Annotated in this window: 11 protein-coding genes and 3 tRNA genes; 4 read left to right on the forward strand and 10 right to left on the reverse strand. The window is 33.3% G+C overall.

The window, feature by feature from the left end; all coding sequences use genetic code 11:
- Window positions 1–45 precede the first annotated feature (45 nt).
- Window positions 46–2,031, forward strand: a complete 1,986-nt coding sequence (locus CIB29_RS12070; protein WP_094549993.1) for a BMP family ABC transporter substrate-binding protein — start codon at window positions 46–48, stop codon at window positions 2,029–2,031.
- 30 nt (window positions 2,032–2,061) lie between these two features.
- Here CIB29_RS12070 and CIB29_RS12075 read toward each other — a convergent pair whose 3' ends face one another.
- Both CIB29_RS12075 and CIB29_RS12080 read right to left on the reverse strand, forming a co-directional pair.
- The gene (locus CIB29_RS12075) at window positions 2,062–2,649 is read right to left on the reverse strand and encodes a metallophosphoesterase family protein (protein ID WP_094549995.1); all 588 of its coding nucleotides are present in this window, start codon (window positions 2,647–2,649) and stop codon (window positions 2,062–2,064) included.
- Between the two features lie 176 nt (window positions 2,650–2,825).
- A tRNA-Arg gene (locus CIB29_RS12080) sits at window positions 2,826–2,902 on the reverse strand.
- Between the two features lie 163 nt (window positions 2,903–3,065).
- Here CIB29_RS12080 and CIB29_RS12085 point away from each other — a divergent pair.
- Together CIB29_RS12085 and CIB29_RS12090 are read left to right on the forward strand one after the other, a co-directional pair.
- The gene (locus CIB29_RS12085; protein WP_198543861.1) at window positions 3,066–4,136 is read left to right on the forward strand and encodes a DnaD domain protein; all 1,071 of its coding nucleotides are present in this window, start codon (window positions 3,066–3,068) and stop codon (window positions 4,134–4,136) included.
- Window positions 4,137–4,144: 8 nt separating this feature from the next.
- Window positions 4,145–5,143 (forward strand): ATP-binding protein, encoded by a 999-nt coding sequence (locus CIB29_RS12090; RefSeq protein ID WP_094549999.1) that lies wholly within the window; start codon window positions 4,145–4,147, stop codon window positions 5,141–5,143.
- Window positions 5,144–5,295: 152 nt separating this feature from the next.
- Here the strand turns inward: CIB29_RS12090 and CIB29_RS12095 are convergent, their stop codons facing one another.
- The 4 genes from CIB29_RS12095 to serS form a co-directional block, all read right to left on the reverse strand.
- The gene (locus tag CIB29_RS12095; RefSeq protein WP_094550001.1) at window positions 5,296–7,083 is read right to left on the reverse strand and encodes a bifunctional homocysteine S-methyltransferase/methylenetetrahydrofolate reductase; all 1,788 of its coding nucleotides are present in this window, start codon (window positions 7,081–7,083) and stop codon (window positions 5,296–5,298) included.
- Window positions 7,084–7,293: 210 nt separating this feature from the next.
- Window positions 7,294–7,385, reverse strand: a tRNA-Ser gene (locus tag CIB29_RS12100).
- 5 nt (window positions 7,386–7,390) lie between these two features.
- Window positions 7,391–7,477, reverse strand: a tRNA-Ser gene (locus CIB29_RS12105).
- A 388-nt stretch (window positions 7,478–7,865) separates the two neighbouring features.
- Complete coding sequence (gene serS, locus CIB29_RS12110; protein ID WP_094550003.1) at window positions 7,866–9,140, reverse strand: serine--tRNA ligase; 1,275 nt, start codon at window positions 9,138–9,140, stop codon at window positions 7,866–7,868.
- A gap of 321 nt (window positions 9,141–9,461) precedes the next feature.
- Between serS and CIB29_RS18925 the strand changes: the two genes are divergently transcribed.
- Window positions 9,462–9,620, forward strand: coding sequence for a hypothetical protein (locus tag CIB29_RS18925; RefSeq protein ID WP_198543862.1), 159 nt, complete (start codon window positions 9,462–9,464; stop codon window positions 9,618–9,620).
- Here the strand turns inward: CIB29_RS18925 and CIB29_RS12115 are convergent.
- From CIB29_RS12115 to CIB29_RS12130, 4 genes are all read right to left on the reverse strand, one after another.
- The gene (locus CIB29_RS12115; protein ID WP_198543863.1) at window positions 9,617–10,327 is read right to left on the reverse strand and encodes a tetratricopeptide repeat protein; all 711 of its coding nucleotides are present in this window, start codon (window positions 10,325–10,327) and stop codon (window positions 9,617–9,619) included. The two genes, CIB29_RS18925 and CIB29_RS12115, sit on opposite strands and share 4 nt — an antisense overlap.
- Window positions 10,328–10,658: 331 nt before the next feature.
- Complete coding sequence (locus CIB29_RS12120; protein WP_094550007.1) at window positions 10,659–11,183, reverse strand: DUF4446 family protein; 525 nt, start codon at window positions 11,181–11,183, stop codon at window positions 10,659–10,661.
- Between the two features lie 199 nt (window positions 11,184–11,382).
- Window positions 11,383–12,228: a ParB/RepB/Spo0J family partition protein gene (locus CIB29_RS12125; protein ID WP_094550009.1), complete on the reverse strand. Its 846-nt coding sequence runs from the start codon at window positions 12,226–12,228 to the stop codon at window positions 11,383–11,385.
- Window positions 12,229–13,002, reverse strand: coding sequence for a ParA family protein (locus tag CIB29_RS12130; protein ID WP_094550011.1), 774 nt, complete (start codon window positions 13,000–13,002; stop codon window positions 12,229–12,231).
- Window positions 13,003–13,233: the final 231 nt, after the last annotated feature.

Raw genomic sequence — 13,233 nt, forward strand, 5'->3', positions numbered from 1 at the left:
TTTTTATATTCACATTAATACTAATTGCCTGAAAGAGGTGGTACCATGAAACAATTGTCACTTTCAGATAATTTTATAGCTGCTCGAAAGTTAGCACTAAAAGAGTTTTCCAGAAATATTTCAAATGGTCAGACAGGTTATCTACCCTGCCTTGAAGGTGTTATTAAAAATACAGAAATTGTTTCTGAAGTCGATCTGGGAGTTGTAGATATTCCCTTGAAAAAGATTATCGGAACTTACACTCATCTAAGAAGTATTTCATTTGCGCGCAATTTTATGCCCTTACTGGAATCAGGAACTGAATTTGAAGCTAAATGGTCAAACCTCTGTGCAGCACATTTAAGTGAAGGAATTCGTGACCCTATCAAAGCATATGAATATCTAAACTGGTTTTATGTTATTGAGGGAAATAAAAGAGTTAGCGTATTAAAATATCATGATGCCTATTCCATTCCAGGCCATGTAATTCGTCTAATTCCTAAAAAACAGGATAATGATCTAAATAGTAAGATCTATTATGAATTTTTAGAATTTTATGATAAGACGGGAATTAATTCCATCTGGTTTTCGAAAGAAAATAGCTTTAATAAATTGCTTGAATATCTGGAAAACTTTCAACTTCCAGAAATTGAGGGACAAGGAGTAGACAAATACAGGTACTTTGCCAATGGAATCTATTACTGGTTCAGAAAAATATACCTGGAATCTGGAGGCAATAAGCTTAATATTACCACAGGAGATGCTTTTTTAGAATATATCAAGATATTTGGAATTCCAATAGATATTGATGAAATTCAATTAAGATCTACCATCAAAAAGCTCTATTCCGAACTGGAAGCTCTATCTGAACGTCAAACAATCGATATTCAAACCAAGCCTCCGGAAGATTTTAAACCTAATGTAATTTCTGCAATTACAACACTGGTTACCCCAAAAAAGAAATTGAAAGTTGCTTTTGCATATGGCAGAACAATCCAAACTTCTGGTTGGACCTATGCCCATGAATTAGGACGGCTACATGTGGAAAAGGTGTTGGGAGATCAAATAACCACTTCCTACATTGAAAATGTGCCTGAAACTGAGGAGGCCTATCAATACTTTAAGCAGCTTGCCGAGGAGGAGAATGATATTGTTTTCACTACCAGCCCTACGTTTATTAATCCAACCTTGAAAGCGGCACTGGAATATCCCCAGGTAAAGTTTTTAAACTGTTCCGAGACTCATACCTACAAACACGTAAGCACCTACTTTGGCAGAATTTATGAGCCAAGATTTCTGGCAGGAATTATCGCGGGGGCCATGACAAAAACCGATATGATTGGTTATGTAGCTTCCTATCCCATTCCGGAAGTAATCAGTTCCATCAATGCTTTTGCTTTGGGAGCAAAAATGGTCAATCCGTACGTAACAGTAAAAGTAGCCTGGACTCATCAGTGGCTGGGCGGTGATAAATCAAAAAATGCCAGCATTGAGCTTATTGAATGGGGCGCAGACATTATTTCTCACCAGAATACACTGGTTCCCCAGCAGGCGTCAAAGGAGTTTGGCGTGTATTCTACGGTTTGCGATATGGATAAGAAAAACTGTGTGCCTAATAAACATCTGGCCCTACCTATCTGGCACTGGGGAATTTTCTATGAAAAAATGCTTAAAAATATTATAAATGGCTCGTGGAATGCCATTGACCGGCTCTTTAGCACCAACTCCAAATTGGTTAATTTCTGGTGGGGAATGGATGCCGGTGTGGTAGATATTTTTTACTCAAAAAAGTTTGTACCGCTTCAAACACAAAAACTGGTTGAGTTTATAAAGAAAATGATTATGAACAATGCCTATGATCCGTTTACAGGTCCTGTCTACGATCAAGCAGGTGTTTTGAGAATTAATGCTGAAGAGCGTGCAAGTAATGAACAGATTCTCTCCATGGACTGGTTTGTAGATATAGTAGAAGGGGAGTTACCCAAGCCAGAAACGGAAAATATTCCGGAAGACCCGTTAATCGATATGCTTGGAGTTGAAAATAAAGAATAAAAATAGTTACTGTGAACCGTGAACTTATCATTAATAGTCCAGTAAATAATATTCATACGCGTTAATGATAGTTGTATTCTTATACTGAATAATTCTAGATTGACGGCTGTAATTCAAATGCTGATGGCCGTGAAAAAAATATCGGGGTGAATATTGGTCCAGAAGTTTGTTAAAAGACTTAAAGCCTTGATGGCATAGATCTTCTCCATCTCCCAGGCCATAAGCCGGTGCATGGGTTACCAGGATATCAAAGCCTCCATTCCACCAGATTTTATGTTTCAACCTGGATATTCTTTTTTGCATTTGTTGATCGGTATATTGAAAAGGACCATGGTTATATTTCTGACTTCCACCCAGTCCAAGAATGGATATATTCTTATATTTGATTAACTGATTATCAATAGACACGCATCCTTCAGGTGGTTTTTTCAAATACGATTCGTTGTGATTTCCCGGGACATAAAAAAGGGGCACATGAATCATGGTTACCAAAAATGATAAGTATTCCGCCTTTAAATCTCCGCAGGAGATGATCAGTTCTACATCCTTAAAACGTTCGGCATCAAAATGATCCCATATGTATGATACTTCTTTGTCCGAAACCAGCAGAATTTTCAATGTAATAACCCACTTTCTAATGTAATATCTAACAATATGAGCCATGTAGATAAGATATTTTTAAAGAGATTAAAACAAAATGCATGGCACTTTTAGCAGGTAAAAAAAAATAATCAATAACTATTTTTAAAAAATATAAGCCTTGAAAAATCAAGGCTTATAAAAATTTCTTTTCTTGGCGCGCCGTACAGGATTCGAACCTGTGACCTCATGATTCGTAGTCATGCACTCTATCCAGCTGAGCTAACGGCGCACATGGCACATATTATATTAGCATATTTCTTAGAAAAAATCAAATGTTTTTTCTTCCAATAAAAATTTATTTTTTATTGGCTAATGTTCCCTTATATCTAGCTTAATTTTATGCTATAATAAGAATGTGCAATAATCTACCTAAATTTTCCGGAGGTACTAGTATGGCTACATATAAGTTTTTAAATAATAACCAGATGCAGTCTATCCCTGTAGCAAATATTTTTATAGATAAATACATGCCTTCAGCCAATGCTACCTTCGTAAAGGTTTACTTATACGGGCTGCGACAGTGTTTCAGCAATAATAATCAGATTGAGAACAAGCAAATTGCCGCAGCCCTTAATATATTAGAATCTGATGTAGTAAACGCCTGGCTGTATTGGGAATCGGTTGGAGTAGTGAGATTAATTCGCCAGAAAAGCGGACAATCATCAGAGTTTGATATTGAGTTTGTTGATTTGACTGTAGTACCCGAAGTAAAGAATAATAAGACTTCCCGTATTGTGCTAGATACACGTCCTAACTATACGCCTGAAGAAATCTCTATATATATTGAGCAGGATGATAGTATCCGCTATTTATATAATACTGCCCAAGAGAAGCTGGGTAAAATACTGAGTTCTTCCGATATCAAAATATTATACAGCTTCTATGACTGGCTCCGCCTTCCTGTGGAAGTTATTGTAATGCTGCTGGAGTATTGTATCTCTATCAATAAAAAAAGCATGAGATATATTGAGAAGGTGGCCATAAGCTGGGCTGATGAGGGAATAAACAGTATCGATAAGGCAGAACAATATTTAATGAAGCTTGAACAAAGAAATTCAATGCTGCATGAGATAAAAAAATGTTTAGGTATTTCAGACCGTCCTTTGACTGACATTGAAGAAAACTATATTACTGATTGGACTGAAAAAATGAAATTCAGTACTGACCTTATTAAAATGGCTTATGAGTTAACTGTTTTAAATACCGGTAAGCTTGCTTTTCCATATCTCAATACTATACTTGTTTCATGGTATGAACGCGGTGTTAAAACTGTGGAAGCGGCTAAAGCCGATGCAGAGCAACATAAGCAAAATGCTAAAGAAAAATATAATAAAACAACTACAAGTAAAAGTACAGGTAAAAATAATAAGTTCATTAATTTTACCCAGAGAAAATATGACTTTCAGGAACTGGAACGACTTGTTTTACAAAAACGTATTAATAATCTAAAAGAAAGTAGGTAGGGTTAAAAATGGCTTATGATAAGCAAATTTATACCCAAATTATGAAAGAATATGAGATGCTGCGGGACCATCAAAGAATGGAATTAGAACGTAAAAAGGCTGAAATATATAAAAAAATTCCCAGAATTGAAGAAATAGATCAGGAACTGTATTCTACTGGATTAAGCCTGACACGTCAGCTTCTTCATAAATCAGCTGATGCGGAAGCAGTTATTGAACAGATTCGCCAGAGAAATATTGACCTTAATATGGAAAAAGGTGAACTTTTAAGCATTAATGGCTATCCTGTTGATTATTTAACTATCAAGCATAAATGTAAAAACTGCAAAGATACCGGTTTTGTAGATAATGTGATGTGCAAATGTTTTAAACAAAAGCTTATACAAGCCGCTTATGCCCAATCTAACCTCGCTGCTATACTGGATACGCAGAATTTTGACAATTTTGACTTTAGCTATTACTCTACAGTTATTGACAGAGAGAATAATATTTCACCAAGAGAAAATATGCAGATTATATTTCAGGAATGCATCAATTTTGTCAATAACTTTGATAAAAGTGACCAAAATCTATTATTATATGGTGGCACCGGTTTGGGTAAGACTTTTCTCTCCAGCTGCATTGCAAAGGATTTGTTGGATAGGGGTAAGACTGTCTTTTACCAGACTGCTTATAAAATTTTTAATTTACTTGAGGATTATAAATTTAATCGTTCAGAAGCCTCAACCGATAAACAGCAAATTGATAGGCTTTTTGACGTAGATTTACTCATTATTGACGATTTAGGATCTGAATTTATTAGTACATATACCAGTTCTGCTTTTTTTAATATCCTCAATTCTCGTTTAATAGATAAACGGAAAACAATTATCAGTACAAATCTCAATATCGAAGAATTGATAAACTTATACTCTGAAAGAGTAATTTCCAGGTTATTAGGAAATTATCTCCCTTTAAAATTTTTTGGTGAAGATATAAGACAGCAGAAAATATACAAATGTGTGTAAATAAGTTCACGGTTCACAGTAAAAGCTATTAAATCGTTTATTACTATGAACTGAGAGCTGTTAACTGTGAACCATATAAATATTAAAGTTGGTTAATTTCATCGATAACTACATTAATTTATTTTTAACTTTAATATTGGTTATCGATATTTTTACATTACTTCTTTTAATATATTAACAATCATATTTACCCTATTGAAGGGAGCGATAAAATAAAAACCGTTTACATATTTTTTTATTTTTATTGCTATGTCTACAGCTATTTTTATTCCGACCTCTTCAGCTTCTTCCCTTGCCATATCTTCTCTGAATCGGGCAATATATTCCTGGGGAATTTTTATTCCTGGTATTTCATTATTTAAAAATTGTGCATTCTTATAGCTTACCATTGGCATTATTCCGCCCAGAATTTTTACATTTTCCGGCTTGTCCATTTTGGTTAAATAGTCAATAACACTTTCCTCAAAGATTGGCTGTGTCAGAAAAAATTCTGCTCCAGCTTCGGCCTTTTTATACATCCTTGATATTTCCGCATCCTTGTTGTAGACATTCAAATTTAGTGCTCCCCCTACATGATAAGGATCCTCTGCAAACTGTTCTTTGTTCATTTCGTCTATAAGCTTCATCAATTTTATGGAATTTAAATTAAAGACGCTTTTAATTTCATTTTTTTCTGCACTTGGAATAGGGTCTCCTGTTACTACTAAAATATTTCTAATTCCCTCTATATGCGCTGCCAGCATATCAGATTTTAATGCAATTATATTTCTGTCTCTGCAGCAAATATGAGGTATTGTATCAATTCCTACTTCTCTTTTTATTTTTGAAGCAATTACCGCAGGATTAACTCTTGCCCTTCCCAAAGGAGAATCTGATATCGTTATAATATCTACTTTGTTATCTTTTAAAATTCTCGCTCCTTCTAAAACTTTCTCTACTCCTGTATTAAATGGTGGGTCCAGTTCTACCGCTATTGTAAATTCATTTTTTTTCAATTTTTCAATAAAAATATTTTTTTCAGTCTTCTTTCTTTGTATTTCTCCTACTTTAACTTCTACCTTTTTATATTGCTTTCCTTCTTGCTTTTCTATCTTTTCCAGTATTTTTCGTATATGGATTGGAGTTGTACCACAACAGCCACCTATAATTCTTACCCCAAGGTCTTTTATCTCCATCAATACATTTGCAAAATAATCTTCATTTTGAGAGTAAACTGTTCTTTCATTAATAATTTCAGGAAATCCGGCATTTGGAAGAGCAGATACTATATCATTTGCAAAATCTATTTTCTTTATATTGTTATATAAGTGTGTAGGGCCTGTCCCACAATTAAATCCATAGACATCTACACTCTTTATTTTCTTTATCTCCTCTACAATCCTGGAAGCACTAATTCCTTTTCTTGTATACCCGTCCCCCATAATTACAAACTGAGTTATAATAAATGCATCCTTATTCTTTTCCTTTATATACTCTGTAATTTGCTCCAGATAGTCTGTACTGCTAAAAGTCTCAAAAACAAATATCTCAGCCCCTGCCTCCAAGAAAGTATCTGCTATAAACTTATATTCATCCATCATACTTTGCTTGTCTATCTCTGTGTTATTATTTATTATTTCGGGTACAGGTCCAATATCGGCCGCTATAAATATATTTCTTCCCTCCACTGCCTGCTTGGCTATTTCATATCCTTTTATTAATACATCTTTTAGTTCTTTTCTGGAAATTTGCAGTGTTTTCGTATTGGCGGAAAAGGTATTGGTCCTTATAAGGACTGCTCCAGATTGGATGTATTCTCTATGAATGTTTAATATTACTTCAGGAGCTGTTATATTTGCCATTTCTGAAAAGGTACCTATATTTCCTGTAACCTGCGAATAATAGGTTCCCATGGCTCCATCAGTTATTAAAATATTATTTTTCAGGTATTCTCTGATCATCTGACCTCACTCCATTTAGATTTAAAACAAAGGCGCATTTTCCGCAATTGCACATCTTTACCCACTGTTTTTTACGTAAGCTATTTCTTTACGTTAATATATAAATTACATTTAATAAGTTACAATAGGATAAGCAGCATCATGTATGTAATATACTTAGTGTTATTTATAATATAGTAAAAAACCTCAGGTATATTACCTGAGGTTTTTTGGCGGAGAAGGAGGGATTCGAACCCTCGCGCCGCTTTCACGACCTACACCCTTAGCAGGGGCGCCTCTTCGACCTACTTGAGTACTTCTCCATATATGGCGGAGAGGGTGAGATTCGAACTCACGGCTCTTTCGAGTCACTGGTTTTCAAGACCAGCTCCTTAAACCGCTCGGACACCTCTCCGTCTGAGTGACATATTATAATATAGCAGAAATAATGTAATATGTCAACACTTTTATTGTGGTATTTTTTAGAAAATATAGTTGTAATTACTTTCTATTTGCTCAAAATTAGGTTAATTCTATAAACTAAAATTTACTTTTATCGTAATATGAAAATAGTGGGAAGTGGGGAGTAAAACCGAAACCACAAAAAAGTCCGGTCTAGCAGGAAGAAGGGATGCAACTTGGGGACGATTTGTCAGTCGCATGCGGTTTTCATGCAACTGAGGAACTGTCCCCATGTCGAAGCCCTGACCAATCAAGCATATTTTCATCATTTTTTGTGCGTAAACATCCCGACGTGGAGGCTAGTATTAAAATAGTTTTGGTAAAAAAATTAATTCATATATTTACTTTCCAATCACTTCAATGTTCCCCATATACCCTTTTAGAACTTCCGGTATGGTCACAGAACCGTCAGCGTTTTGATAATTTTCAAGTATACAAGCAACAGTTCTACCAACCGCAACTCCAGAACCGTTTAGGGTATGCACAAATTGAGCCTTGTCTTTTGGAGTCTTTTTGTATTTAATATTCGCTCTCCTAGCCTGAAAATCTTCAAAATTGCTGCAGGATGATATTTCAACATATCTGTTGTAGCTGGGCATCCATACTTCAATATCATATTTCATTGCCGCAGTAAAACCAAGATCTCCTGTACAAATTTTTACTACCCTATATGGAATTCCTAGTAACTGCAATACCGATTCTGCATCCCGGGTAAGTAATTCAAGTTCTTCATAAGAAGTTTCCGGTTCAACAAATTTAACAAGTTCCACCTTATTAAACTGATGCTGACGAATAAGCCCTCTGGTATCCCTTCCGGCTGAACCTGCTTCAGCTCTAAAACATGCAGAATAAGCCACATGTTTAATAGGCAGTTCAGCACCATCCAGGATTTGTTCCCTGTACATATTTGTAACCGGCACTTCTGCTGTTGGAATTAGAAAATAATCAGTGTTGTATACTTTAAATGCATCTTCTTCAAATTTTGGCAGCTGTCCTGTTCCTATCATACTATTTCTATGTACCATAAATGGAGGAAAGACTTCTACGTACCCGTTTTTTTGAGTATGTGTATCAAGGAAAAAGTTGATAAGTGCCCTCTCCAGGCGTGCTCCCAATCCTTTGTAGAAAGTAAATCTGGCTCCTGTTACTTTTGCTGCAGTCGCAAAATCTAATATTCCCAGATTTTCGCCAATGTCCCAGTGTGCTTTTGGTTCAAATTCAAATTTCCTTGGTTCTCCCCACTTTCTTACTTCTACATTATCTTCATCGGTATCTCCCACAGGAACACTTTCATGAGGAATATTTGGAATAGTTAGCATTACTTTTTCTATTTCTTCATCTACTTCCCTGACCTGAGCGTCAAGTTCTTTTATTGTATCAGATAATTTCTTCATTTCCTCTAACAAGCCCGATACATCTCTGCCTTCCTTTTTCATTGCCGGTATTTGTTTAGAAGTTGCATTCTGTTCACTCTTAAGTTGTTCCGCTTTATATAATAGTTCTCTTCTTTTTTCATCCAACTTTAAAAATTCATCCAGGTCAAAGTTTTCTTTTCTTTTTTCTAATGCTTTACGAACTTTTTCTGTATCATTTCTCAATAGTTTAATATCCAGCATTTCAATCCCTCTCATATCTTTTTTCTTGAATATTACCTATCTATTGGCAAGATAGGATAAATACCTTAATTTTCTAGTTTTTCTCCATCATGTAATTATTATACTATACTTGATTAATTATTCAACCCATTTTATTTAATATTTAGAAAATTATATTTTACAAAGTAAAGCACAATTTTTGTATATCAATAAAAATCTACATATAAATTTTTAATCAAAAAATTTTGTTATATGAAATCAATTATTATATATAATTGGTATAATTATTTCACAATTGGAAATCATTTAAATATTATTAAATACCTTAAAAGGAGTGTTAATATGCTAAATTCTATTGAAATATACGGCCATATTGCAGATCTAAAAGAAAACGATTATAAAAATACCCTAGCTATTGTTTCTATCATTGAATTATTAATAGAAAAAGGTGTAATTAGCAAAGAAGACCTTTCGAAAAAGGTCCGCGAATTAGATTTTTAATTATTATTTATTGAATTTAACAATCTTTCTACATCTTTTATGTATCCACTTGAAGGATATTGGCTCTTAAACTGTTCTAAAGCAAATTTTGCCTGATTTATATCTTTTATTTTTAATCTGGACATTGCCAGATAATATAACGCATCATCCGAACAATACTCATCTTTTTTATAGCTTAATGATTTCTCAAAGCTATCTGCTGCTTCGTTGAATTTTTTTGCACTATAGTTTTTATATCCTTCATTATAATATACGATTGCTGCTTTTTTATAGACTGTATCTGCAAAACTATCGTAGAGATATTTTGCATTTTCACTCAACATTTCTTTGTTTACTTTCTCAAGGCATGCAGCACTTTCCCTATACTTTTTCTCATCATAATACTTTTTTGCTAGCAGTAAATTCTCCATACTATTGGCATACATTTCTTTCTGTGTATTTGCTTCATCTAACTTTTTATTCATTTCAATAATTTGCTGTTCATATTCTTTATTTTTATCTTCTTCTTCCTTAACTTTTTCTTGTAATTGTCGATTTTCCTCAGTTAGTTCACTCAAGCTTTTCTGGACTCCTTGAAATAGTCCTTGTTGCTTCGTCAACTGTTCTTTATATGATTTAACATCTTTACTCAATCTATTCTGACTTACTGCAGACATAAATATCAATACAAACGCAGCAGTAAATAGGACAGTGGAATACAACCACAAAAATCTGGTTTTATTATTCATTTTTATCATAACCTTTCCTATTTCATTATTATCTTTTGTCTATGGACATGATAACATTTTATCACCTTTGTTAAAAGCTCGCAATAGTAATTAATTGCTATAATTTTATAACAAAGTAAGGAGAGGTGTGTCCCCTGACCTTAGCCGCAAATTTACAGGCTCTTAGCCTTGGAACTTCTTAATTCTTAAAGTATAGGTGAACTAGCACAACGCATTATATTAATGTAGTTATTGATGAAATTAACCAACTTTAAAACTGAATATTTAACTTTAAAGTTGATTAATTATAAGAGAGATTTATTTTTCTCTCTTACTTTGTTATAAAAGTCCTTTCACTATAATTTTTTTTTGCCAGGTCTAGTGCTTGCATTTCTTCTGCTGACAGTGTATACTTTGATTTTCCATCAACAATAGGTTTAGCATATGTAGTTGAGCTTTCTCTTGAGTAAACACCATTGATAACAAATCCATTATCACGTGAATCCAACACAGCAATTGCAAAACTTAAGTTACTTCCCACATTGTCAAATGCATTATATCGAACTACCCCTATTTTTTGTGCGCAGAGCTCTAATTTACCTTCCATCCTTTTTAAATGCTGTTCAATATCATTATTTTTTAACATTACCTGGTGAACACGATCATAGTAATCTAAAATTATACGCTCTAAATCCTTGTCATTTAAATCATCTGTAAGTTTCTTATACCTCCTTTTTAGCCCACCTACTCTTAAACCGTTTGCTAAAGTAATAATTAATGTTATTAAATTTATAATTACCAGTATAACAATAATATAACTTAAATTATTTTTAATAGCACTATCTATTAAATCCATTTTACTACTCCTTCTTTATTGTTTCACGTGAAACATTTAATTAGACAGCTATATTTGACCTACAATTAAAATAATTATTTAGCAATGGAATTATATTACCTTATCTCTAAAATTCAATTCTAGACAAAATATGAAAGAGCATTTTTTTACACTTTTATTTTTTTTTAATATTTACCAATTATTAATTTCATAATACCAACTAACACTTCAATAAATTCATTATCCTCTCAAGGTCATCATCCGAATAATATTCAATTTCAATTTTACTTTTATTTGCTCCCGGATAAATTCTAACTTTAGTACCAAGGTTCTGAGACATTCTATTCTGTATATCAATATATACATGTGATAATTTATTATCTTTTTTATTTTTTTTAGACTTTTGTGATACAAGAGCTTTTACATATTTCTCCGTTTCTCTTACACTTAACCCTTCATTGACTACCTTATTAGCAACCTGTATTTGAAGCTCAATATTATCAATACTTAAAATAGCCCTTGCATGGCCACTTGAAATCTTATCTTCAATTAATAATTGCTTGATTCCCTCCGGTAAATTTAATAATCGTAGTGCATTAGCAATGGCTGATCTACTTTTTCCCACCCTTGCACTTATTTCTTCTTGCGTTAAATTAAATTCATTTATTAAATTCTGATACGCTTCAGATTCTTCAATAGGATTAAGATCTTCTCTTTGTAAATTTTCAATTAATGCAATTTCTAAAACTTCTTTTTTTTCATAATCTTTGATGATTACAGGAATAGTTTTTAAACCAGCTAGCCTCGCAGCTCTCCAGCGTCTCTCACCGGCAATTATCTGATAAAATCCAGATTCCAACTTTTTGACTATTATAGGCTGAATAACTCCATGCGTTTTAATAGATTCTGCTAAAGCTTCCAATTTCTCTTCATCAAAATTCTTTCTTGGTTGAGATTTATTCGGCTCAATTTCAGTTAACTTTATTTCTTTTATTGGACTGTCTTCCTCTGTATCAACACCTGGAAGCAATGCACCCAGTCCTTTACCCAGTCCCCTCTTAACCAATTATATCACCTCTTTAGTATACTCGATAATTTCATCTGCTAACTCAGTATAACATTCTGCTCCCCTAGATTTTGGATCATAAACAATAATTGGCTGACCAAAGCTAGGTGCTTCACTTAACCGTATATTTCTTGGAATTACTGTTTTATAAACTTTTTTAGGAAAATATTTTTTTACTTCTTCTACAACCTGAATAGAAAGGTTAGTTCTTGCATCAAACATTGTTAACAGTACACCTTCTATATCAAGATCAGGATTTAAATATTTTTTTACCTGTTTAATAGTATTCGTTAATTGGCTCAATCCCTCTAATGCATAATATTCACATTGAATAGGTACCAAAATGGTATTTGCACAAGTTAATGCATTGATGGTAAGTAACCCTAATGAAGGTGGACAGTCTATGATAATATAATCATATTCATTTTTTAATGAATTAACAGCATTTTTCAAACGATATTCTCTTGATATAATTGCTACCAATTCAATTTCTGCACCAGCTAACTGAATATTTGACGGACAAATATATAAATTATCATACGCGGTTTTTATAATAACCTCATTCATATCATCATCATTAATAATAACATCATATATCGACTTTTTTAATGATTTTTTATTTATGCCTATACCGCTGGTAGTATTACCTTGAGGGTCTATATCGATAATTAAAACCTTTTGCCCTTTTGCTGCAAGGCAGGCACTAAGATTTACAGAAGTTGTAGTCTTGCCTACTCCTCCTTTTTGATTAGCAACAGCAATAATCTTAGTCAAAATATCACCGCCTTTCTGTAGGTATTACATAAAAAATTAACTATACAACTACTATCCTATTATAGCATATATTCTCAGTGAATTGAAACAATAAAATGTTTCACGTGAAACATTTTTAATAAAATCGGACTTTTTCAGCGGTTTCGAACCGTCCTCATGTCACGTTCCTGAACGATTCTGTAAAATCTTTTTTGCAACATATATAGATAAAAGATTTTATTTTACATAAAA

Source organism: Petroclostridium xylanilyticum, assembly GCF_002252565.1.
Classification (GTDB): Bacteria; Bacillota; Clostridia; order SK-Y3; family SK-Y3; genus Petroclostridium; species Petroclostridium xylanilyticum.